Annotated in this window: 17 protein-coding genes and 1 pseudogene; 13 read left to right on the top strand and 5 right to left on the bottom strand. The window is 35.6% G+C overall.

The window, feature by feature from the left end; all coding sequences use genetic code 11:
- The first annotated feature begins 92 nt into the window (after positions 1–92).
- Positions 93–659, top strand: coding sequence for a hypothetical protein (locus tag ACSVDA_RS17285; RefSeq protein ID WP_485884689.1), 567 nt, complete (start codon positions 93–95; stop codon positions 657–659).
- Between the two features lie 307 nt (positions 660–966).
- On the opposite strand, the gene ACSVDA_RS17280 is transcribed toward ACSVDA_RS17285, so the two are convergent.
- Together ACSVDA_RS17280 and ACSVDA_RS17275 are read right to left on the bottom strand one after the other, a co-directional pair.
- Positions 967–2,379 carry an alpha/beta fold hydrolase gene (locus ACSVDA_RS17280; RefSeq protein ID WP_485884687.1) on the bottom strand — a complete coding sequence of 471 codons (1,413 nt, stop codon included), beginning with the start codon at positions 2,377–2,379 and terminating at the stop codon, positions 967–969.
- Between the two features lie 175 nt (positions 2,380–2,554).
- On the bottom strand, positions 2,555–3,454 hold the full coding sequence (locus tag ACSVDA_RS17275) for an SDR family oxidoreductase (RefSeq protein ID WP_485884685.1): 900 nt from the start codon (positions 3,452–3,454) through the stop codon (positions 2,555–2,557).
- A 478-nt stretch (positions 3,455–3,932) separates the two neighbouring features.
- On the opposite strand from ACSVDA_RS17275, the gene ACSVDA_RS17270 reads away from it, so the two are divergent.
- Positions 3,933–5,213 carry an L-lactate MFS transporter gene (locus ACSVDA_RS17270; RefSeq protein WP_485884683.1) on the top strand — a complete coding sequence of 427 codons (1,281 nt, stop codon included), beginning with the start codon at positions 3,933–3,935 and terminating at the stop codon, positions 5,211–5,213.
- 151 nt (positions 5,214–5,364) lie between these two features.
- Positions 5,365–5,807 (top strand): annotated as a pseudogene (locus ACSVDA_RS17265) (isochorismatase family protein).
- A gap of 28 nt (positions 5,808–5,835) precedes the next feature.
- On the opposite strand, the gene ACSVDA_RS17260 reads toward ACSVDA_RS17265, so the two are convergent.
- The 3 genes from ACSVDA_RS17260 to ACSVDA_RS17250 form a co-directional block, all read right to left on the bottom strand.
- Positions 5,836–7,035 carry a class I SAM-dependent rRNA methyltransferase gene (locus ACSVDA_RS17260; RefSeq protein WP_485884681.1) on the bottom strand — a complete coding sequence of 400 codons (1,200 nt, stop codon included), beginning with the start codon at positions 7,033–7,035 and terminating at the stop codon, positions 5,836–5,838.
- Positions 7,036–7,237: 202 nt separating this feature from the next.
- Entirely contained in the window at positions 7,238–11,200 is a 3,963-nt protein-coding gene (locus ACSVDA_RS17255; RefSeq protein WP_485884679.1) for a glycosyl hydrolase, read from the bottom strand.
- 545 nt (positions 11,201–11,745) lie between these two features.
- A complete protein-coding gene (locus ACSVDA_RS17250) occupies positions 11,746–12,651 on the bottom strand; it encodes a helix-turn-helix domain-containing protein (RefSeq protein ID WP_485884677.1) in 906 nt (301 codons plus the stop codon).
- Between the two features lie 172 nt (positions 12,652–12,823).
- Here ACSVDA_RS17250 and ACSVDA_RS17245 point away from each other — a divergent pair, with 172 nt between their 5' ends.
- The 10 genes from ACSVDA_RS17245 (at position 12,824) to ACSVDA_RS17200 (ending at position 25,545) form a co-directional block, all read left to right on the top strand.
- Positions 12,824–12,958 (top strand): hypothetical protein, encoded by a 135-nt coding sequence (locus ACSVDA_RS17245; protein ID WP_485884675.1) that lies wholly within the window; start codon positions 12,824–12,826, stop codon positions 12,956–12,958.
- Between the two features lie 766 nt (positions 12,959–13,724).
- Entirely contained in the window at positions 13,725–14,465 is a 741-nt protein-coding gene (locus ACSVDA_RS17240; protein ID WP_485884673.1) for a hypothetical protein, read from the top strand.
- A gap of 44 nt (positions 14,466–14,509) precedes the next feature.
- Entirely contained in the window at positions 14,510–15,742 is a 1,233-nt protein-coding gene (locus ACSVDA_RS17235; RefSeq protein WP_485884671.1) for a polysaccharide deacetylase family protein, read from the top strand.
- A 501-nt stretch (positions 15,743–16,243) separates the two neighbouring features.
- Positions 16,244–17,221, top strand: coding sequence for a sugar ABC transporter substrate-binding protein (locus tag ACSVDA_RS17230; protein WP_485884669.1), 978 nt, complete (start codon positions 16,244–16,246; stop codon positions 17,219–17,221).
- Positions 17,218–18,681: a sensor histidine kinase gene (locus tag ACSVDA_RS17225; protein ID WP_485884667.1), complete on the top strand. Its 1,464-nt coding sequence runs from the start codon at positions 17,218–17,220 to the stop codon at positions 18,679–18,681. Before ACSVDA_RS17230 ends, ACSVDA_RS17225 begins: the two co-directional genes overlap by 4 nt.
- On the top strand, positions 18,659–20,200 hold the full coding sequence (locus ACSVDA_RS17220; protein ID WP_485884665.1) for a response regulator: 1,542 nt from the start codon (positions 18,659–18,661) through the stop codon (positions 20,198–20,200). The genes ACSVDA_RS17225 and ACSVDA_RS17220 overlap by 23 nt, the downstream gene beginning before the upstream one ends.
- A gap of 139 nt (positions 20,201–20,339) precedes the next feature.
- On the top strand, positions 20,340–21,422 hold the full coding sequence (gene xylF / locus ACSVDA_RS17215; protein WP_485884663.1) for a D-xylose ABC transporter substrate-binding protein: 1,083 nt from the start codon (positions 20,340–20,342) through the stop codon (positions 21,420–21,422).
- 222 nt (positions 21,423–21,644) lie between these two features.
- Positions 21,645–22,751, top strand: coding sequence for a sugar ABC transporter substrate-binding protein (locus ACSVDA_RS17210; protein WP_485884661.1), 1,107 nt, complete (start codon positions 21,645–21,647; stop codon positions 22,749–22,751).
- Positions 22,752–22,836: 85 nt separating this feature from the next.
- Complete coding sequence (locus ACSVDA_RS17205; protein ID WP_485884659.1) at positions 22,837–24,357, top strand: ATP-binding cassette domain-containing protein; 1,521 nt, start codon at positions 22,837–22,839, stop codon at positions 24,355–24,357.
- 12 nt (positions 24,358–24,369) lie between these two features.
- The gene (locus ACSVDA_RS17200; protein WP_320207309.1) at positions 24,370–25,545 is read left to right on the top strand and encodes a sugar ABC transporter permease; all 1,176 of its coding nucleotides are present in this window, start codon (positions 24,370–24,372) and stop codon (positions 25,543–25,545) included.
- The last annotated feature ends 204 nt before the right edge of the window (positions 25,546–25,749 follow it).

Raw genomic sequence — 25,749 nt, 5'->3', positions numbered from 1 at the left:
GCGCCCAAACAGAGCATCCTTTGTAACAAATTGATTCGTTTAATCGTCAAATATATGTGAATAGTACTTAAAGTTTGAGGGGAGGGTAGTTGATGAAATACGTTAGACTATGTCTCACAACGTTACTAGCTTTTATGTTATTAACACCAATGTTATATACAAAAGCTTATGCCTGCTCTTGTGTCCCATCACCCCCAGTTGAAGAAGCCTACGATCAGTATGGCGCCATATTTTCAGGAAAAGTCATCAATGTTTCTAAAAGTAAATCATTTCTCCAATCTCATTTTTCCGATGTCGAGGTATTGTTCGAAGTAACTAGTAGCTGGAAGGGCATTGAACAATCACAAGTGAAGGTTTTTACAGCAATAGACTCAGCAAGCTGTGGTATTAACTTTTCATTACAACAAGACTATTTAGTGTATGCACACTTGGATGCAGATAACAAACTTGTATCATCCATTTGCAGTCCAACAAAATCAATGGGATCTGCGCAAGACGATATTGCGACTTTAAATAGTATACAACAGCCTACAACAGCAGATAATCTTGACCAGGTTAATCTTGACAGCCCATTGAGTAACATTAACTATGTTGCACTCGGCATACTAATTATTATTTCAGTTTTCATACTAACTTTTATAAAGAAGAAGAAAAACTAACCACATTTTAAAGGAACGAATAAGAGTCTTCTCCACCACAAGGTTAGAAAAGACTCTTATCACATTATCCCAACTACACAAATACCTCGTTTTTGTCACCTTCACTATATGTATACCTAGGTCAAAAATGAATATTTATTTCGTAAACTTTGTTGTTATTTATACAAAATTACCACAGTAAAAAAGAAGCCTTTTGTGATTATCATCATAATATAGAAGAAATGATGCTACGAAACTATAATTTTGTACGAAAAACAACCAATGCGAAAACAGTCTTTGGAATAATAGCTAAATTAATTAACAGAGGTTATTCGTTACGATATGAAGTTATGATTTGTACATCCTCATATTGCTTTGCCACATCTGCGATTGTGCTAGTTACTTGACGATAAATATTTTTTTCAAAAAAGGTAAGAATAAAGTCGTGTTGAATGCTGGCACCCTCTCTCCCGTCGAGCTTTCCTGTTATGTTAAAATACTTGCTTAATGGTGAATACATATAAATCATAGAGAAATCTTGATGACCTGTATTGTTAATTTGATATAACTCAGGAGCCATACTACTGTTTAACAATAAATACAAATGCTCATTATTATAGCCTTGCTCCCATTCATGACTTCTTAAAAACAGAGATGGAATTTGTAATCCGCTATCCAACTCTTGTTCTTCTATAGGTTCAACCCATGCATCCAATCCAATTAACGCCTTTATTCGTTTATCATGTAGTGCAGTCGCTACAGCAGCCCCTCCCCCAGTAGAGTGACCGATCACACCAATATTGGCTAAATCTAATTTACCTTTCAAAGGAGAACTATTTTGCTCTGTGTTCATCATTTCTAACTGATCAAGTGTAGCTTGAATATCTCCTGCAAATGTTTTTACTAACGTATTAGCATAAGTTAAAAAGTTAGGAGTTTCTTCACGATCTGGTAATGCTCCATCATTAACATAAGCTACTTCACCATCATTAAAAGCAGTGACAGCTGACCCGTACGTATGATCAATTGCTACTACAACAAACCCATTACTCGCTAATAGTTCTGCAACATCTGTATGAACATTTCTGAATCCTGTCCAGCCATGGGACAGAATAATGACTGGGTATTGTTCCTTTTCATCACTAATAGGGGCATTAAGGTAGGAATTCGACTTCACTAAAGACGTGTGACTAAGAACAAAGTCCGGAAATCCCATTAATTTCGAGACACCCTCGGCCACTATTTTACCGTCCTGTAGCCACGGGACTTGCTCATACGAACCTACATTTTGTGCAGGATACCAAACTTGTAGCTTTATCTTTCTATTGTTGGTTATATCTTCACTATAAATAGCCTCCCGACTATCATCTATTAAGTCAAATGATATCGTACCAATTTCATGTGGTCCTGATGGTGTAGGAATTTTGTATACAGGGAATGCATAGGAAAATAACACTGTTAATAGGAATCCGCTTATGACAATAGGCATACTCATTCGTATCAGTCTTTTGTCATTTTCCAACCTTCGCTTCTTTAATAATCCTACTCGAAATAATATTGTAATTAAAAATTGAAACAAAATAATAATGTAAACAGGATAAAGCTGCCATCTTATTCCTTCAAATAACACATGTGGAATAAACGCAAGTATTGCTAGAAAAGGTATTAATTTTGCTATTTTCATATTCCCAAAGCTTTTAAATATGATAGCTACTATTGTTAATAAAACAAATAGTAACATGAGAACCTCTAAGACTCTTATTTTTACTCCCCCCCCAAAAAAACTATAGTGTTTTTATTATATCTAATTTTCTATTAATCTGCCTGTTAGAACATACAAAAGGTCAAGCCCCTCTTTGCTATATGAAGGCTGACCTTCTCTTTCCAATAACGATCCTTGACCAACAATATAGCAGCTATGTGTTTAAAATCACTCCCCCATTTACATGTATTGTTTGCCCTGTCACATATCTAGAATCATCAGAAGCTAAATATACAAAGGCTGGTGCAAGCTCAAAGGGCTGCCCAGCACGTTTCATCGGTGTTTCTAAACCAAATTGTGTTACTTGCTCTGCCGAAAAGCTCGAAGGAATTAGCGGGGTCCAAATGTAGCCAGGAGCGACATTATTTACTCTAATTCCATGTTCAACTAATGATAAAGATAGCGAGCGTGTAAAAGTAGTGACAGCCCCTTTCGTAGCAGAATAATCAATTAAGAATTTTTGACCTTGAAAGGCTGTAATAGATGCCGTATTAATGATTGAGCTTCCATTTTTTAAATACGGAAGTGCTGCTTTTGTCATATAAAATATTGCAAAGACATTCGTTCGAAATGTATTTTCAAGCTGTTCAGATGATATATCAAGAATGCTTGATTGCACGTATTGAACAGCAGCATTATTGATGAGAATATCTAACTTTCCGAACGTTTCAATCGTTTGCTTGACTACTTGCTGTGACGTTTCTTCCTTACGTAAGTCCGCACTTATGACTAAACATTTTCCTCCTAAGCTCTCTACCCTTTCCCTCGTTTCAGCTGCATCCTGGTGTTCATTTAAGTAAACTATCGTTATGTTGGCACCTTCTTTGGCAAAAGCTATGGCAGTAGCTCTACCAATTCCACTATCTCCACCTGTGATGATAGCAACTTTATTGTGTAGCTTATTGCCACTTCGATAATGAGGATCTTCGGAAATTGGCCTCGGTATCATTTCATATTCAAGCCCAGGATGAACTTCTTGATGCTGTGGCGGAAATGCAATAGGAACCTGTTGTGTTACTTGCTTAAACCCGTAATATGGGTATTGCGGATACAAATGATCGCCTCCATTTAATTGAGAGTGCTAAAGCAAAATGGACAAAAAATCAAAGAATTATGTTATATAGGCATTCGTTTATATCATATTATTTTTCTCAAAAAAAGTTCCTACCAACATATCCCCCATACTACTTATAATAGGTTGAAATGTCATATCATGATAACCCTCTAACAGAAAAGTAATTAGCTCTATGAGTAAACTTTGTTGCTTACTTATATACGTTTGTCATCTTTAACAATGAAGAAATACCAAGCATGCCAGCTGTATACTTGCATAGGTTGTCAGTCGATAAAGCAACAATTAGTGCAAAACCTAATGTAATAGCTATCATGCTCAATGTTTCACAAAGTCGTCATAATAATTTTATACCAATCGTTTTTTTACACAGTATAATTAAATTACATTAAGTTTGTGATAGTTTTCACAAACTTAACTTATTCATTTACAATTAACATAACAAAAGGAGAGGTTTCGAATGAAACAAAAAAACCGTTGGTTAATTGCTTTATCAGCGATTGCCATCCATATTTCAATCGGTTCTGTATACGCATACAGTGTATATAAAAAACCAATTCATGATGAATTAGGGTGGAGCAGTACTGAAACTGCCCTAGCATTTACAATCGCTATCTTTTGTTTAGGAACATCTGCAGCATTTTTTGGCAAGCTAGTTGAGAAGAAAGGCCCTCGTTTTTCAGCTATCGTTGCAGCCATTTTATTTTCAACAGGTCTTATAGGGACTGGATTTGCTATTCAACTTGAATCATTATATGGCTACTATTTAACGTATGGATTAATTAGTGGAATGGGATTGGGAATAGGTTATATAGCACCGGTATCTACATTAGTTAAATGGTTCCCAGATCGCCGTGGTTTAGCTACCGGCATGGCAGTTATGGGGTTTGGTGCAGGTGCATTAATTTGTAGCCCAGTAGCGAACTATTTAATTGAGAACGTTGGATTATCACAAACATTTTTCATTCTAGGCATCACATATTTTATCCTCATGATTTCAGGAGCATTATATATAGCTCGACCTGAAGAAGGATGGGTACCAGCTGGGATGAAGGAAGCGTCAGAAAAAGGAAAAGTAAAAATCAAAGCTGACCTTGCTCAGCTTACAGCTAACGAGGCAGTAAAAACAAAACGATTTTGGATGTTATGGTTAATGATGTTTATTAACATATCTTCAGGAATCATGCTCATTTCAGTTGCTTCACCAATGGCTCAAGAAAAAGTAGGTATGACAGCTGTAGCAGCTGCAAGTATGGTTGGTATTATGGGCTTCTTTAACGGTGGTGGACGTATCGGCTGGGCTACTGCATCAGATTATGTAGGTAGAACAAATGTGTTTACGATATTTTTCTCAATTCAACTCGTAGCATTTTTAATCTTACCAACAGTTTCAAGCCAGGCGATATTTGTTACATTAATTTTCCTTATTTTAACCATTTATGGCGGAGGATTTGCCTCTTTACCAGCATTTATTGGAGACTTATTCGGTACAAAGCAATTAGGTGCAATTCATGGGTATTTATTAACATCTTGGTCTATGGCAGGCGTGTTTGGACCAATGCTCGTTTCATATATTAAAGATACAACAAACAGTTATAATGCTACATTTTATATATTCGCAGCATTTTTAACAATCGCGTTAATTACTTCTTTCCTTATCCGAATGGATATTAAAAAAATTAAAGAGCAACAAGAGCCAGCTTCTCAAAAAGGTAAATTAAAGCAACAAGTTGCACAGTAATTTAAACAAAAAGCTCTTTTCGTCACCTTAGTTACTAAATAATACTCAGTTAGAAGAGATGTTTGTCTGAAAGACATCATTTTATGTAGAAAAGATCCCTGTACAAAACGGTATTGTTAACTTCGGTAATTTTAAGAAAGAACTGTCATTGATGAAAAATGTTATTCAAGACTTCAAAGATAATAATCATCTTGTCATATTTATGAGACATTTAGATGATGCAAAAGAAAGTCCGTTATATCGACTTTCTGAAGGTGCTGAACTACACGGTTCATTAAATCACTATGCTGACTATGTTTGGAGAAGCATACGCCAAGCTCAATCTTCAATACTGAACTCTCCAAAACATTAGATGACTTAGGTGTATATAACTGGCTTTAATACTGAGTTTTGTTGTATGTTTACGGCTATTGCTGCCTTTGATAGAGGATAAAAAGTGACATTTATTGAAAATGCCACTGGAACTGTTAATACGGATGAAACATATGAAATGCCAGGGATTTTATTGGAACTGTTTTACATTGGTCGAATGCTATTGAAGTATTAGACTACGATGAATATGTAGAAGAATATAACAGAGAAAATATCACATAAGCGAAGGGGTGCCTCGGCATCCCTTTTGTTATTCACCAGTAATTTGAATAAACACTACCTTCAAGTAGTTACCTTCTTCAAACTCTTTCAACGTTCTAAAGTCTTCTGGGAGAGAAAATTGTTCAATTATTTTGTAACGCCTCCCCATTTCTTTAAAAGCAATTTCAATAAATTTCTTAAATTTATTCATATTGAAGGCACTTGAATTCGTTGAAGCAACGATAATCCCGTTATGTTCGGTGATTAAAATAGCTTGTTTTATTAAATCTGTATAATCCTTCGCTGCGCTAAAAGTAAATTTCTTTGATCTGGCAAAACTAGGAGGGTCTAGTATGACTAGATCAAACTTTTTCTCCTTTTTCACAGCATACTTAAAGTATTTAAAAACATCCTCTACGATGATGTCGTGGTCTTTATAGTTAATTCCATTCACTTCAAATTGTTCTATTGTTTTACTTAAGCTTCTATTAGCTAAATCAACACTCGTCGTTTTTGATGCACCACCAGAAGCCGCAAAGATCGAAAATGCACCAGTGTAGGAGAACAAATTTAACACTGATTTGCCTTCTACATATTTATCTCTAATCGTTTTCCTCACTTCTCTTTGGTCTAAAAAAACACCAACCATCGCTCCATCATCTAAGTAAACAGCAAAATGAACACCATTTTCCTTTACTAAAATTGGGAACTTACTTCTTTCACCTGTTACAAAGCCAGCCTCTTCAATATATTTTCCGTCTGTTGCAAACCTTTTTTTCTGGTATATCGCTTTATAGTCAACAAGCTCGCTTAACGCTTTAATGACATATTCACGAAATGTATATATGCCTTCACTATACCAATTAATGACATAGTAGCCATCGAAATAGTCAATTGTTATACCACCTAAGCCGTCACCTTCCCCATTAACAACCCTAAATGCTGTTGTATCTTCATTACCGAAAAAATGACTTCTTGCATGTAGCGCTACTTTAATTTTTTCCTTAAAAAACTGTTGATTAAGCTGTTCACGACTATTTCGGGTTAAAATCCAGCCATATCCTTTGTTTTGTTTGCCATAATAACCTCTTCCGATAAATGAGTTTCGATCATCGACAACCTTAACAATTGTGCCCTCTTCTTTCAAATCATTGATATTGACAATTGCTTCTTTCATAATAAGCGGATAACCATTTTTAAATTTGTTTATATATTTTGGTTTTACCTTTAAACGTATCTCAGCAGCCATCGTGTCATCCTATCTTCAAATTTTTATGATCCTTATGCTAATAAAGTTTTGCCATCTTATCCTACCACAAAACAAAAAGCATGTCGTAGAAATGTAAGATCTACAACATACTTCTATATTGAATAATTACAACTCTTATCTAATCTACATTATTTCACAGTATAAAAGGTTTATAACGGTCAGATCCCAAGGAAAACAACAATTAATGTGTATATTCATACCAATCTGAGTCAGTTGCTGGCATCCCAATCGTATATGTGTAGGAAAATTCAATGATATCACCAGTTGTTAAGCCATTAATTGTATACTTCCACGTCCCAGCAATATTTGTCGTACTTACATTTTGCTGTGCACCACCATTAATCGTATAATGTAAGTCTACAAAATTAGAATCTTCTCCTGTTGGTGTAAAGTGAAATGTCGCACTATCACCATTGTTTTCAATGTCGATTGTAAAATCTTCATGGCTAATTGTTCCGTTATCTGGATTACCATCTATTGGTGGTGCCTCTGTTGTAACATCTATAGTACTTCCAACTGATTCATTGCCAGCAGCATCTTTTGCAATGACTTCTAAAGAATAAGCCGTGTCTCCTAATAGTCCTGTCATTTGATAGGTAGTTAATGCTGTATTGTCAACGTACACTCCGTCTTGGTATATATCATAACCTACTACTCCTACATTATCAGAAGAAGCATCCCAAGTAATTGTAATTGTCGTTTCGCTTTGTGCAGTGCTAATAAGGTTCTGAGGAGCGGTTGGTGATTCTTCATCATTTGGTAAACTTCCTGTATCCGCTCCTACAACATAACTGTATTCTCCAGACTCATATGCAGGTTGACCTAATGTGTAAGTATATGAATGATCTACTATATCACCTTCGCTCAATCCTTGAATTGTATATTCCCATGTCACACCATTTTCGACCATCCGTACGTTTTGCTGTGCACCATTATTAATTTTGTAATGTAAATCAACGAAATTTGACACATTACCAGTTGGTGTAAACTTAAAAGTGATATCTGTTCCTTGATCAATTATATTAATCGTATAATTATCTGTAACAATCTCATTATCCCCACCACTGCCTGGTGTTGCATCAGTTGTTATTATTAATTGATTACTAGCTACAGATTCATTCCCTACTGCGTCTTTTGCAATGATCTCAAATGTATAGGTTGTATTTGCTGTTAATCCAGTTACTTGATACGCTGTCGCTGCTGTCGATCCAACATATACACCATCTTGATATATATCGTAGTCTTCTACCGCTATATTATCTGTTGAAGCTGTCCATGTTAAATCAACTGTCGTCTCACTCTTACTCGTAGAGTCCACATTTGTTGGCGCCGTTGGTGCTTCATTATCATCAATAGCAGGATCTGTTGTTACGATTAAACTAATACTTGGATTAGACAAATTACCTGCTGCATCTCTAGCTAAAACCTCAAATGTATATGAAGTATCTCCTGTCAACTCAGTAACCTGATATGTCGTATTAATAGTGCTCGCAATTTCAGACCCATCTTGATAAACGTCATATGCTATTACACCTATATCGTCAGTAGCCTCTGTCCAAGTTAGATCTACAGTGCTTGCAGTTTTTTCAACTAGCTGTAAATTCTCTGGTCTGCTAGGGGCTTCTAAGTCAGGATCAATATTTCCTCCAGGAGGTGTTGCAGAGCAGCTACCACCTGGGCTAACTGCAGTTTCTTGAGCCATTTCGTTAGCTGGAACTACTAATTCAAAGCAATCAGAGAATGTTACTGTTTGCTCAACATCTGATGCATTATAAGATACGTATGTGTTATTCCCACCTTTGGAGAATACAGAATATAATGGGCTATTCGCTGTAATATCAAAGTTTGGTAAGCCATACACATCTAAAGATCTTATCCAATGATACGTATGTGCCCTCGTTTCGCCAAACTCTACTCCAACCGCTGGGTCTACTTCTGAATCCTCATCCTTCCATTTTGCTAACGCTTCCGCTGGATCATACAATGCATAGTATGACACTAAAATGTCCTGCCACGTATCTGGATTATCTAGACCAGGCCAACCATATTGAGCTTTTTTCTGTAAGTAGTTTGGAAACTCTGCATACGTATTATCGTAGTTACGCTTCACATAATTTGGATCCGTGCCTAGATATAGTGAAGCAGGTGTAATCGGCAACATCTGAATCCCATGTGCTTCTATTGGGTTCTCTGTCCACCAAGTAGTATGGTTATATTTCCCTCCCCATACCATTACTGCATCATCATTTGAAAACTCTGGTTCAAATACATCTCCATAAATGTCAAACCAGTAATTATTAATAGCTTGCTGCTCAGTTGTGAACATATAAATACCAGCATCTCTTATTTCAGAATTTCCAGTCGCTTCCCCCCAAAGTATGAGCGAAGCCCAAGCATTCATCGCTTCAGATGAAGATTCATGGTTGTTCCCACCGTACCTCCAATCATCTGCATCAATGAACCCCATACCATTTGCCCAAGAATGACCGGCATATGGATCAAAATTTCTTAAAAATGGATAATCAGTTGAATTCCGATCTACTGTAGCGATGTCATCAACTAACTCATTAACCATACCTCCCCATTGCGAGTTACTATCCCAAGCGTTTGCTGTGTTTGGTTCCTGTAGAGCAACTTGTGCTGCTGCATAAATCCAATAACCCCAATGGAAATGGTGGTCATTTAATTCCGTATCTGAAAAGTAGTTTGCACTATAACCAATTAACGTTTTCCAATGATCATCATAATAAAAATAATTGTCTTCAATTGGTTGCCCAGCTTCATTATATTTTGTCGGTGTAAACCACCATTCTAGTGTTGATTTAATTGAGTCAATAAATTCTCCCTTTTTATGTTCATCGTTTAGTTGATCGGCAATTGGCATGATATTAGAATTACGACCTAAATTTTTCCCCATCCAATACGTATCATAGCCGCCATTACCACCATCTGCTCCAGCTTGAACAAAATTTGGATTCAAAGACATTCCATAATCAAAATATTGCCTTACATAATCTTCTAATTTTGCAATATCAGCAGGATCTGTAAGCTCTGGCATTGTCGGTAATATTCCATTGTATACGTATTGTGTACTAAAAGCCGTTCCAGAAATCGCTTTCATATCTCCCCGAATTGAATCATACTCGTATAAATACGCTGAGTTTGGAATAAGAGGGTTGTTTCTCCATTGATGTGGATATAACGCTGTAATTGTCTCTCTATTGGCACCTTCCATTGGTGTAGTTGTAATCGTATAATCCGTCGTTAACGTACTACTTGCTTCATGATAATTCCAATCTACTCTTGTATCCGTAATAAACGCAAAAGCACGCTCTTTATAGAAGTTAAACGTATTTTCACTACCGTCTGGTAAGCCAGCAACTGTAAAGTAATTTTTCCCATCTGGTAAATCTGCAACTACTTCAGTTCCATTAACTGTCCATGTAGAACCTGCTGGAGCATATAGCCCATAGTAGTTTGTTTGACCATTATTATCTACGGACAACTGTAAATATGCATTATCATGCTTTAAAATCGTTGTTGGATTTTTAAAAACAACTTTAGGCTCTCCACCCTCAAATGTGAAGTATGCATACGGACTTCCATGAGCAATCGTTGCTTTCATATTTTTACTACCGTCTGGACTTGCCATTAAAATGTCAGCCGCCCAATCAGAAAGTTTATCTGCTCGCGCATCTACTGGAGAAAATGTTGTCGCTTGAACCTCGAGATCTATTTGTCCAGGTCTATGCTCCCTTTCTAGTTCATTTTCTCCATCCAATAATGTATTAACAGTTTTAGGAGGGTTACTTATTTCAAAACCAGTTGGAGTTGCTTGGTATGACAAAGGGTGTGCATATAATGCCCCTGAATATTGATACCATAATACTGAGCTAATCCAGTCATTTGTAGGTATTGGCTTCCCATCTAAATTACTCGTCGAATAGTCAAAATCCTGTGGCGTTCTTCTTGGGTGAAGTTCCCACCCATACAATTGCGTCCCTTTGGCAACTGTAGAATATCCACCTGCACCAACGGGTACATCATTTTCTGAAATTTCAGCTGTAGCTGGTAAAGATGGGAGCACAATAGACGTAGTAATTGTAACCGCTGTCAAAACAGATAATATTTTTTTAAATTTCACTCAACACACCCCGTTTAATAGAATATAGTGAAATAATCATAAGAGTTTAAACTTACTAAATGTTTCGTAAATTTAATTTACAAGACTTTAAAGTGAACACAAAGTTTACTAGTTTCCCCCCCTCTATAAAAAACTACACCGTTTAAAAAACGCATTACCGTTACATGAATATCATTGCAAAATACACCATATTTGTATATGCAACTTTCGTCATAAATTGTCGAATAATGCTAAAGAACGAATTTTTTCGTGAAACTATTCACTATTTATAACGCTGAGCTTCATGAAATCGTATGTTCAAAACGTGTAATTAATTTAAAACATATGGGATTCACTTTAAAATATGCCTAGAAACCCTAATATAGTAAAAAAATTTTCGTGTGTGTTTTATAGTCTAGGTAATTTTACCGGAAAAAATAAAATTACAAATAACTACCCACGCGAAATAATTTCGAAAATAATAATTATAGACTAGCTAAGAACTTTGAACCTTTCCTACACAATCAAAACAAAAAAAGACATAGAAAAAAGCAAAGAGTAGCTTGCTACTTATTGCTTTTTTCTATGACTTTAAATTTAGTTATAATTGTTCTAGTATAATCGACAAGTTGTTCATTTTCCTGAATGCTAAATACCATAATAGCCTTTTCAAAATATGTAATCGCCTCATCATAACGCTCCAGTTTATATAATGTAAGAGCCTTATAATATAATAATTGTCCATGTAGATATAAGCTATCATTTTCCTTACAAAGGTTAATTCCTTTATTAGCTAGTTGAATAATTTCTGTATATGACCCGGACTGATACAACAATCGAATATAATTGTAATAAATTTTTTGCATTGTCTGAACTTTTATCGCAGCTGGATACCTCTTAACAATATTAAAAGCTTGTAGAAAATATGGTTTTGCTTCGGACCATTTTTCTTCTTCAGTATGAATACTTGCAATGGCAACTAATGCTTCAATGTCTTCTGAATGATATAATCCTTGAGTATGTTCATCTGTAGATAAAGTTTGATTTAAAATTTCTATAGCTTTTTTAGCGTCATGGTCAAGAAAATAACAACACAACCCTATATGATAATTCATAAATTTTTGCATTTTAGTAGAACCCATGAACGGATTTTGTTCCTGTTTTTTTAGTAACTGACGTATTTCTTTATAATCATTTTTATCCCTTGCCTCTTTTATGAGCTTTATCAATTCGTCTTGATACTGGTACATTAAATTTTCCTGAACATCAAAGAAATAATTAATATCAACTCCTAATCGAATAGCGAAGGCATGTAATATTGTTGCAGATGGGGATATTTCGCCTTTTTCAATCATGCTAATATAAGACTGAGTACATATACCTTCAGCTAACTTTTTTTGAGAAATTTTTTGAAACTTTCTCAATTCTCTTAGGTTTAATGCTATTTTTGGTAATAGGTTCTCTGTATTCATGAAAACAAATTCCCCTTTCCATAAAAAAATCAATATGTTTATATCAATTGACGAATTCTGAAGAAATTACGAGCATGATAGTCCTAATCTCTCATAATGCTCATTTATGACAAATTTATCATTAGACGGTCTATAGTAAAATATAATTAATTATTGAGAGGTGGGATATGTTATGAAACGTGTGAAGAAAATCATTTTAACACTTTCTGTGAGTCTAATAATTGTTGGTGCGTTAGGGTCGACAGCTCTAGCATCTCCAAAAGATGAGAATTTACCACCAGTATTGTCTATTACTAGTACAAAATAATAAGGTTAAGAAATTGAACACCGTTAAATTATAGAAAAGCGGTGTTTTTTTGCTGTTTTTGCATTTTTTTTCGTACTAATAAATAAACACGAATAAAACTAGATTCCGTCGCACCTTTGCTTCCATCAAACGATGACTGTTGATTAAAACAACATCCTTAATTTCAAGTTTATGAACAATAGCAACAAAGTTTACAAAAAGAGTCTTATTTTTCAAAAATTCTGAAGAAATTTATGTAGTACTAGTCTACCATAAAGAGGATCTTTCTACTATAAATATATTTATGTAATTAGCATCTTAACACTGTTGTAAAGAAACATGGCTTCACACCTGCTCGTTCCCTACTATGAACCATTAATGTAACAAATCCTTCTAACTTCGTTACACCCTCATCCGTAACCACAAAGATCAAAATCTAATAAAAAAACAGTACCACAACCTCCTTTTTACCTATTCAAATATTATTAACTAGTAACCAAATTTATGAAAAAGCCTTCAATTAAAACATGAATCATTTTGTTACTAAACACGATAAAATTAGTTAATTAGTCGTATTTTTATTTTATCTATAGTATTTTTAGCCCGTAACTTAAGTAGCTTTTTCTTCTACAAATGTCAAATTTTTTCGCCATACATTGACATCCTTTTACATAATCGTACAATAAGATTAGAATTTACCACTCTAGTTATTATTATCATAAAATGCAAATCTAGTCAGTATTCATACCATACTAATCATTTATATATTGAGATAGGAGAGAAAATGATGGCCAAGGATACAAAGAGCAATTCAAGAGGTTGGTTAAAAGGCGTCCTATCTAATCAAAACCAGCCTGAACAAAATAATAAAGATAAAGAAGAAAATGTATCAGAGGAAATGGTTGAAAAATCACTTAATGACGATAAATTGGAGCAATACGACAAAAAAAAGAAGAATAATTTACTATTGAAGGATGAGCAAGACAAAGTAGCTTTAGATTTAATTGTTTCTTTGGAAAACATGCTACATGACAGACAATTAACTGTCTATAAAAACAAAGGGCTTGAAAGCCAGTTATTTTCAGCGAATGAAATGATAGGTCGTTTAAAACATAGCCAAGTAAAGAAGGAACAAATTTTATTAGATAAAGATAAAGAAATTCGCGAGTTAGAGTCAAACCTTACGAATAAACAAATGAGTTATGATCAGCTCCTCGAAGATTTTAAAGACTATCAAAATTCATCAAAAATAGAATTTGACAACATAACAAATCAACTAGAAAAAGAAATGAATAAGTACAACAAGCTCAAAGAGGAAACGACTAACAAGCAGTATGAACAAATGATGCTAATCAAAGAGCTTGAGGAAAAAATTAGAGATTTAGAAGTAGAGAACCACAAGTATGTTGAGCAATACAAGAAAAGCCAAGATGAAAAAGCAGAGTTAATGCAAACGATTAGTGATTTTACAGATCGTCTGTCTTTTTCGTTCTCTCCAAAAGCAACTACATCTAATACAACAGAGTAAACGCGAGCATGTAGCTCTTTATCGCTAGGAGAGAGGGGGACAATATGTCAGTCTATCACGGTAAATTATTAGAGTTATTATCAATAGAAAGCAAGCTGAACAAATCTTTTTTACGAGTTAAATATTCCTTTGAACAAGATATTGAACTCCTTTGGGAAGTTGATAATGAAACAGCTATGAGCTTAAAATCATCAACTGATTTTTCTGGTAATTGCAAATATAGATTATCCTTTCAAAACTCTTGGAATTCAAATATTCAGCAACATATAAGCTACATCACACGAACGTATAGAAATCATAGTGATAAAGTCTATTTTTCTTGCTCTAATGAATATGTACAATTGCTAAAAGCTATTAAACAATCCAAACAAATCAAGCAAGTTTTTAACGATAAACTGATACCCGCAGCCATTGACGAAGGATTACTAGAAAACACACAACAACCAAAAGGCATAAATCTTAGTCATAAACTACATAAGGTTACATGGATAACTGCAGTGGCATTTATTTTCATTTCGACGCTATTGCTAGGTTTTTCCGACAAATCATATTTTAATATTAATTTATTATCTAAAAAAACACCTGTTTTAGCAGAAAATGTTGACAAAGCAACTATTGAATCGCTTCCTATAATTCATGAACCTCCTGTAACAGAACATATTAAGGAAACCCATACTGATTTATCCGAAATTCCATTCGTACAGCTTAATGAAGAAATTTCCTATAGTATTCCGGATGGAAAAGTTGCATTAACGTTTGACGACGGTCCTTCTACATATACAACTAAGATTATTGACATTTTGAAGGAGTATAATGTTGGTGGTACGTTCTTTTTCACAGGTGTGAATGTTAAGAAATATCCTGAACATGTAAAATACGTACAAGCTAACAGTTACTCAATCGGTAGTCATTCGATGCACCATACAGAACTTATAAATCTTTCTCTACACAAGCAAGAAAATGAAATTATTCAGGCAAATCTACTCATTGAAGAGATAACAAAAGAGCCCGTAACTCTATTTAGGCCTCCTTACGGTTCTAAAAATGATTCATCCATTGAGCTCATGAATAAACATCAAAATAAAATGGTGCTCTGGAACAAGGATCCAAAGGATTGGAAGGTACAAAACCCAAATGATATCATCAGTTATATTCAAAACTCGAACCCTTCTGGATCTATTATTCTTCTGCATGAATCTCAAGCAGTCATAGATGCTCTACCAAGTATAATCAGTTATTTACTTAATGAAGGATTAGAAGTTGTAAGCTTAAAATAATCGAAATAAAATCGTGTAAAATGTGGAGAGTGTGCTCACAACTTATTGAAAGACTCAACAGGGGGAAAAATGGCCCCCCTTTTTTGTTACAGCTAGTCCCCTGCTTTTACCTTCATTTCTTATTTTTTTCTCATTACCTCTCTATCTAAGTTTCCTATATAGATTGTTTAAACATTCGATTCTCACTTACCATCAAGTAAAGTAATCTACATGCATAACTTACTTATGTACCCCAATAACACAAATCTTTACATCTGAATAATCCCTTATCACCATATTCCTCCAATAAGATTACGAAAAATAGCATAGTAGATTTTTACTTACTTGTGATAAGATGATTAAAAGAATAGGCTTTTTTCGTACTTTGTTTCTTTATCAACAAATTTGTACCATAAGAAGTGCTTTTTTATGTTAGTCCTCAAGTTACAGAAAAAATGTGCCATGAACTCAACAATTATTACGAAAATAGCCAAAGAATAAGAAACAAAGGAGATTATTCTCTTGCAGAAAATCGTTGTTTTCATACTTAGTTTTGTTTCTGTCGTCCTATTCTATTTCACATTTCTTTCGGCAAGTAAAGTGTTTCGAACTGATTGGCAATTACCAGAGACATTAGCTAAGGCAGAGTCAGACTATAGACTAGTTCTAATTACCCAAGATCTAGATACTCCTTTTTGGGTTAAGGTTGGAGAAGGTGCGCTTGAACAAGCACAAAATGAAGAGGCAAGTCTTGAGATTTGGGGCAGTTATGGTAATAACAATGAGGATTTCTTGAAGCAAATTGAACTTGCTATCTATTCACAAGTTGATGGCATCATTGTTCAAGGCTTTGATACAGATGATTTTAAGAATTTAACGAAGATCAAAGCTGCATCGTATGGCATTCCAGTTATTACAGTTGCTAATGACGTTCCGATGAATGAGAGCCTAAGACGGACATATGTCGGCTCTGACCAATACTTAGCAGGGCAGCTAATAGCTAAGCAGTTAATATCAGACATGGGAGACAAAGGGGAAGTGATACTCATGTTTGACCGTCAGCATCAGTATTATCAGGAACAACGATTAGAAGGTATTAAAGATATTTTAAGCTTGTTTCCACACATAGAGGCTATCGAAGCAGAAACCTCTCTAACTAGGGAGAGCGTTAATGCGACAACAAAAGATATGTTGAATAAGTTCCCTCATGTCGATGCTTTTATTGCTGTGAATGCCAATATTTCTGAAACAATGGTTCTTGAGATAGAGAGCAGATCTCAAGTCGAACCTTACTATATCTATTCTTTTGATGACGACCGAGAGTCGTTATCACTTCTTAAAGAAGGAAAGCTCGATGGAATGATAGAACAATCACCTCACGAGATGGGAAAACTGAGTGTAAGCCTTATTACGCAATGGCTAAAGGATGAGAAAGAACAACTTAATTTAGATGGCTATTTCACAGATATAAAAGTTGTAAAGGCAATGGATGTGCGATGAACAGTCTACAAAAGAAAATATGGGCACTAGCCACAGTCATTCTATTCATCATGGTAGCAATTTGGATTTCACTCACCTATTATAATCAAAAAACCCAAAATCAATATAATGATATCCTTGAACGCTATTTAAGTATGAATGAGGTGTCAAGTGTCAGTCAGCAAATGGTCACAGATTTGAACAACTATTTACTCAATCCTTCATTAGCAAATTTGGAAGCGCTTCAACTAAATATAAATAAACTTCAAAATAAAAAAGATGAAGTGTCTAAATTTAGAAATAACCAAAATGATTTTGCCTTAACCAATTATGAAAATTTAATAGATAGTCTCGTTGAAGCAACGGAACGCTCACTTCTGTTTCGTACAGAGAAAGAAACAGAAGATTATTTAGAAGTATTAACAGAGGCTACACACATATCTAAATATATATCTGAGATGACACTCACATTAATTGACAAAGAGCTAAACACATATGATCGTTTCTATCGTGGAATTATTGAACAATCAGAAGAACTGAAAAAGCTTGGAATTTGGCTGTTATTGTTAATTACCTTGTTGCTCGTTCAATTCACTTACTGGTTCTCCTTGAGAATTACTAGACCAGTAAAGAAGTTGACCCAAGCCGCTATTGAATTATCAAAAGGACGATTCAATTCTAAAATTGAAGTTGATTCCAATGATGAAATTTCGTTTCTTGCTAAGATGTTTGATCGTATGCGAATAAATATTAATAACTTTCTACTGGAAGTACAACAAAATGCACAACTCGAAAATGAACTGAAGGAGAACAAGCTCTTACTACAAGAAAGCCAGCTCCATAGTTTACAAAGCCAAATGAACCCTCATTTCTTGTATAACACCCTTAATACAATTTCCAAGAAGGCATATATGGAAGGCTCTGAAGAGACTAGTGACCTTATAGTAAGCGTTGCCAGCTTATTGCGCTATAATTTAAAAAGCTTAGACAAATCTACTACTCTTGCTGAAGAGGTTAACATTCTTAAGCAATATATTGATATACAAAAAGCAAGATTTACCGATCGCTTACAATTTCATATAAATATAGACGAAAAATGTCTAGATTTACAAATTCCAAGGCTAACGTTACAGCCAATCATTGAAAATGCGGTAATACATGCTATTGAGCCAAAAGAAGAAGGTGGCATCATCTGGTTCCGTGCAATCAACAGTATTGACGAAGTGACAATTGAAATTGAGGACGATGGCCCTGGGATGAACGAACATAAAAGGAAGCAAATATTAGAGGGAAACAGTATCGATACCGAAGGACACTCAACTGGGATTGGCATGAGTAATGTTGGTAAACGGTTACGACTTTTCTATGGCTATGAAAATATCATGGATATTGAAAGTACGCTTGGAATAGGTACAAAGGTTGTGTTGAAAATTCCGAAGAAAAGGAGAATCGAAAAACATGATGAAACTCCTAATCGTTGATGATGAACAAGTAGAACGAGAAGGTCTAAAATACATTTTAGAAAAAAACTTCTCAGGTCTTGTTATTGAGCAAGCAAAAAATGGACAAGCGGCTATCGAGATGGTAGAAGAATTTTCACCAGATTTAGTCTTAATGGATATTCAGATGCCAGGAATAAATGGACTTGAAGCGATTGAGCGAATTAATAAAGATCACCCACATATTAAATTTATTATGATCACTGCTTTCGCCAAGTTTGATTATGCCCATACAGCAATGAAGCTCGGAGTGAAGGACTATTTACTGAAACCAAGCAAGACGAGTGAAATTATAGACACGGTCGGAAAAGTACTGAGCCTACTCGAACAAGAAAGACAATCCATGGCAATAAGTACGTTTCAACAACATGCTCTTCAAAAAACATTACCCATCGTTGAAACCGATGTAGTGACACAATTGCTCTTCGATCATATGCATGACATACATTTAGACGAGTTAATTCAGCTATTAGACATTCAAATGTCAAACGAAAAATTTGTAATGAGCGTCCTGCTTCCAAAAGGAGCAGAACGTTTCTATTCGGCTATAAAAGAGAAGGTAAGAAAGACAGAACGAGGTTGGGTTGGAGCCTTATATGGTCGCCAATTGCCAATTATCGTGTTCAGACAACAAGAGAAATCATTTCGTTTACAAGCAGTTTCTCTTGCTCAATCCATTCTATCTATTCCGAAATCTACTAATAACAGTAGTTGGTTTATCGGTATAGGAAATGTATGTCATTCTTTAGACAAAATACGCCATTCTTATCAGGAGTCACTAATAGCAACTAAAGAGGCTAAGCCTCATGTAAGATTCCGTTTTTATGCCGATTTACCATCACATGATATGAACTCAGACGATCAAAATTTAAAACAACTGGAAAAGAAGCTATTTGATCAAGTTCGAAATGGGAAATGGGAGGAATTCTCTTCATATGTGATAAATTTAATCCACCGCTATGAGAGTGAAAAAACAAACGTAATGCAATCACAGCAACGTGTACTAGAGTTGCTTTGGATTGCATCTCGCGTGTTAACTGAACTGGGAGTTGAGCCATATACCCCATTGTTCTCGACACAAATACATGATTTTCGACAGCTTCAAGCTGAGACAAGTTATTTACTTGATTATATGTGGCAGTCCTACGTAGATTATTGTAGTCAATTAGAAGATGACACGATTCAACAAATTAAGCAGTACATTATTGAACATTCCCATAAAGAAATTTCGTTAGATAAAATCGCACACAAAGTTGGGCTAAGCCCTATTTATATTAGTAAAATGTTTAAAGAACAGCTTGGGGTGAACTACATCAGCTTCCTAACAGAATGTCGCATCGAAAAGGCGAAGAAGCTGATGATTAACCCTGACAAAAGCTTAAAAGAGATTACATTCGAAGTCGGTTATCACGACCCAAACTATTTCAGTAAAGTGTTTAAAAAGCTGTGTGGCGCTTCACCGACCGAATATCGTAAATCACTTATCGGAATGAAGGAATAACCAAGTCGTTAAAAAACTTCAACATTTTCTTTATCGGTGGAGGTATGCTCCATCTGATTGACATATCCACCTGTATCGCTGGGAGCTAAAACTGTTAATAAGAGTTTTCCTTTCAGTAGAAAAGGAGCGAACTATTCCTATGAAACGGTTATTTTGTCAAGGAAGTCTACTATTGTTCTTTTTTGCTATGCTTGCACTGACTACAGCATGCGTAAATGAAAGAGATTCGACCACAAATTCAACTCTGCCAGAACAAGAACAAACGACATTTGATTCTGCAGACGAAGAAAAAAAGCTTAAAATTGGCTTTTCTATGGATACATTATTAGAGGAGCGTTGGTTAAGGGATAGAGATCGCTTCAAAGAAGCAGTAGAGGCACTTGGCGCAGAAGTAGAAATCTTTGCTTCAAATGGTGACGATGCTTTGCAAATCTCACAAGCAGAAAAACTAATTAGTCTAGGCATCGACATACTCGTCGTTGTTCCGCACAACGCAGAATCAACAGCAATGATCGTTGAAAAGGCCCATTTAGCTGGTATTAAGGTGCTTTCCTATGATCGACTAGTGAAAAACGCTAAGCTTGATTTATACGTATCATATGACAATGAACAAGTAGGTGAGCTTCAAGCGAAAGCAATTACATCATTGGTTCCAAAAGGAAATTATGTATATATCGGCGGAGCAGAAACAGATAATAACGCCCATTTATTTAGAAAAGGTGCATTTAACGTCCTCAAGCCATTCATTGACAGAGGAGATATTACGATTGTATATGACCAGTGGACAAAAGATTGGTTACCTGAAAATGCCTATGAAAATATGAAAGCAGCTTTAATAGCGAATAATAATCAGATTGATGCTGTCATTGCTGCTAATGATGCAACCGCTGGAGCTGTCATTCATGCACTCGCTGAACAAGGGCTTGTAGGTGAAATTCCAGTTTCTGGTCAAGATGCCGAGCTTGCTGCTGTTCAACGAATCGTTGATGGAACACAAACAATGACTGTTTATAAGCCAATTATTGATTTAACAAAACAAGCGGCTGAGCTTGCTGTTAAGCTAGCAGAAGGTCAAGTTGTTGATGTTCAGACTACCATTAATAATGGGAAATTCGAGGTGCCTTCTGTTCTCCTTTCACCAATTGCAGTAAATAAGCATAATATCGATGAAACAATTATCGCTGACGATTTTCATTCTATTGAAGAGGTATACGACAGATAACAAAAGAATTTATTATTCACAGACCGCCTGGATGCATCCTGGCGGTTTTTTACACTTCCAGTAGATACGCATTTTTATAAGTAAGCTAGCAACTTACTAAACTAATATTAAAAAAATACAGATAATATTAAAATTGTGCTAATAGAAAGCGTTTTCATCATAATGTCTGACTGCTATATTGGAGTTATTAAGACACAACTTTAATTCGAAAGGGGATTTTTGATGAAAAAGAGAATTATAGCGGCCATCGTTGTCATGATGCTTGCACTAGTAGCTGTAGGCTGTGGTAGTGCTACTACAGGAAGTGGTAACGATGTAAGTATCGGTATTGTTTTACCTACGAAAGATGAACCTAGATGGGTACAAGATGAGCAAAGGTTTAAAGATGCATTAGCAGATTCAGACTATTCAACAGAGATTTTATTTAGCCAAGGATCATCAGCTAAGGAAAAAGAAAATGTTGAAACATTACTTAACAAAGGAATCGATGTCTTAATTATCGCTCCACACGATGGGGCAGCTGCAGGATCTGCAGTTGAGGCGGCTAAAGAAGATGATGTTACAGTTATTGCATACGACCGCTTAATTACTGAAACTGAGGCTGTAGATTATTACGTTACATTTGATAGCATATCGGTAGGTGCAGCTCAAGGACAATTTTTAATTGACAATGCTAACGGCTCAGGCACTCCTTTATATTTATATGCTGGTGCTGCTTCTGACAATAACGCATTCTTGTTCTTTGAAGGAGCATGGAGCGTACTTCAACCAAAGATCGCTGATGGCACTTTTGTCATCGCAAACTCTAGCGAAGCAGAAGCTTTAAAAGATAAAGCTGAGCTTTCACGTGATGAAATGGGTAAAATACTAGGACAGGTTACGACAAACTGGGATCCAAATGAAGCGAAAAACAAAGCTCAAACACATTTAACAGCTGTTGGAGCAGATATGAAGGGTGATGTTGCAGTTCTTGCGCCAAATGATGGAACAGCACGCTCTATCGCTGATGTATTTGAATCAGATCCTGAAGTTTCAAGCTATTTAGTAACTGGTCAAGATGCTGAAGTAGCTTCTATTCAATATATTATTGATGGTAAGCAAGCAATGACTGTATTTAAAGATGTTCGTACACTTGTAAAAGATGCAATCGGAATGGCAGTTGATATATTAGACGGTGGTACGCCTGATACAACTGGTTCTTACGACAATGGTAAGAAAGAAGTAAATGCAAAACAAACTGATGTAATCGTCGTTGAGGACGTTAACGTTAAGAGTGAGCTCATTGATTCTGGTTACTATGAAGAGAGCGAATTTGAAGGTCTAAAATAAAATGCGCATGCTTTATGGAAATAGTGATAGATACGTCTGTCACTATTTCTAATTATTTTAGTTGTTTTCGTAAGGGAGGTTAATCATGAGCGAGTATATTCTAGAAATGCATCAGATTACGAAGGAATTTCCAGGGGTCAAAGCGCTCAGTGATGTTAATTTTAAAGTAGAAAAAGGGGAAATACACTGCTTAATCGGTGAAAATGGTGCGGGAAAATCGACACTGATGAAGGTGCTTAGCGGTGTGTATCCATACGGAACGTACGATGGTGATATTGTTTTTAATGGTAACGTGCAAAAGTTTAACAAAATTAACGATAGTGTCGATACCGGAATCGCTATTATCTATCAAGAGCTTGCGTTGTTTCCTGATTTATCAGTTTATGAAAATATATTCGTTGGCAACGAAGTGGACCGTGGAAGTGTAATTGATTGGAATCAAACAATTGTCGAGTCCAAAAAAATGCTAGAAAAGGTAAATTTAAAAGTTAATCCTGAAACGTTAATTAAAGATTTGGGCGTAGGAAAACAACAGTTAATTGAAATTGCAAAAGCGTTAAGTAAAGAAGTAAAGCTTCTTATTTTAGATGAGCCAACTGCTGCCCTTAACGAGGACGATAGCGAAAACTTACTGAATCTATTACGAGAGTTAAAGGGACAGGGCATTACTTGCATCATGATTTCACACAAGTTAAAAGAAGTCATTTCAATTGCAGATAAAGCAACTGTCATTCGTGATGGACAAACAATTTGTACATTAGATGCAGCTAAGGGAGAAATGAACGAAAACACTATTATTAAGAACATGGTCGGTCGAGAGATTACAGATATTTATCCGAAGAGAAGTAAGCAAAAATTCGGTACGAAAATTCTCGAATTACAAAACTGGTCTGCGTATGACCCGAAAATTGGTCGAGATGTTGCTAAAAACGTCAACCTTCATGTCAAACAAGGGGAAATTATCGGTATCGCAGGTCTTATGGGATCCGGCCGTACTGAACTAGCACTTAGCATCTTCGGAAACTCTAAATCTTATAAGCTACAAGGGGATTTAATCGTTGACGAAGTGCCACAAAATTTTAAACACACGAGTGATGCAATCAAAGCAGGAATTGCATATGTCACTGAGGATCGTAAGGGTGATGGCCTTTTCTTACTTCAGGACATTAAGAATAATATCTCTGCGGCAAATATGAAAGGCATCTCTTCAAAAGGTATTATCAATGACAACGAGGAAATTAAAGTCTCAGAAAAATATAAAGATTCTTTAGGAATTAAAGCATCATCCGTGCAACAGCTTGTCGGTAAATTAAGCGGTGGTAACCAACAAAAGGTTTCATTAGGTAAATGGTTGTTTGTTGGTCCTAAGCTTCTTATTCTAGATGAACCGACACGAGGTATTGATGTTGGAGCAAAATTTGAAATTTATTCCGTCATGAACGAACTGATTAAGGAAGGAATGAGTATTATTATGATTTCTTCTGAGCTCGGCGAGGTTTTAGGAATGAGTGATCGCATTTATGTAATGGCAGAAGGAGAAATTAAAGGAGAGCTGCCAGCAAATGAAGCCGATCAAGAAAAAATTATGCAGCTTGCTACGCAATAGGAGGTTAAGTGTATGAAGTTATTCCATGAAGCAAAGGATTTAATAAAAGAAAACATTCGTGATTACGGTATGTATATTGCCTTAATTATAATTATGGTAACATTCACCATTCTAACAGATGGCTTATTTATGTCATCTCGAAATATTAGTAATCTACTAGATTCAGCTGGTTATATTGCTGTTTTAGCTGTCGGTGTTATGCTTGTTATCGTCATTCGTCACATTGACTTATCGATCGGCTTCTTGGCGGGATTTCTTGGTGCTATCGCAGCCATCCTCCTCATGGAAGTTGGGTTACCAGTATATGTAGTCATTCCTATTATTCTAGTACTTGGAATTTTAGCAGGCTTAAGTACAGGTTTTCTAGTAGCTAAAGTAGGAATTCCTTCCTTTGTTGCCACATTAGCAGGATGGCTCATTTTCCGAGGGGCAATCCTACTCGTAACTGAAAAATCTGGTACAATTATCGTTCAAAATGATGCTTTTAATGCAATTGGTAATGGATATATTCCCTCTATTTTGCAAATTAACGGGTTACATTTTCTTTCATTACTTGTCGGTGGTTTAGGTATCATATTTTATATTTATAGCGCTATTTCGAACCGCAAAAACAAAATTAAGTACAATTTTGAAGTTGTTTCTAAGGAAATCTTCATTTTACAATTAATTTTTGTTTCAGCTATTATTGCGTATATTACATGGATTTTAGCAGGCTATAACGGCTTCTCTTGGACGGTTGTCATTATGCTGCTTGTTGTTATTCTGTATCATTTCTTTACGACTAAGACAGTGCTAGGACGCCATATTTATGCGGTTGGTAGTAACCCAGAAGCTGCACATCTTAGCGGAATTAACGTCAATAAAATTATTTTTCTCGTCTTCGGTTCAATGGGTATGCTCTCAGCGTTATCAGGAATTTTGTTCACCGCTCGTCTACAATCAGCTACAACAACAGCTGGTACATTATTCGAGCTTGATGCCATTGCAGCGGCATACGTCGGAGGTGTATCTGCAGCAGGTGGGGTCGGAAAAGTAACAGGTGCAATTATCGGTGCAATCGTTATGGCTTCCTTAACAAACGGTATGAATTTAATGGGGGTTGGAATTGCACCTCAATATATTATCCGTGGGGGCGTTTTAGCTCTTGCCGTTATCTTTGATGTCATGACTCGTAAGCAAAGAGCTTAATCGTTGTTGAAAATTAGCAGGGGCCAACCGAAAGTTTCATATACAAGGGGCAGAACGATCAGAAAATGATCGTTCTGCCTTTTTATTTAGGTTCTATAATAAATGTTGGGGTTTATACACAATTTGAGTGCATAAAAAAGAGCACGATATCACCCATTCTTTTATACTTGAGTTGTCGAGAAACAAGTATGAAATGGGGATACG

The organism is Cytobacillus sp. Hm23, from assembly GCF_051842895.1.
In the GTDB taxonomy this organism is placed as follows: Bacteria; Bacillota; Bacilli; order Bacillales; family SM2101; genus Nanhaiella.
Note: the sequence above shows the minus strand (reverse complement) of the source record. Positions and strands in the feature narration are given on the sequence as shown.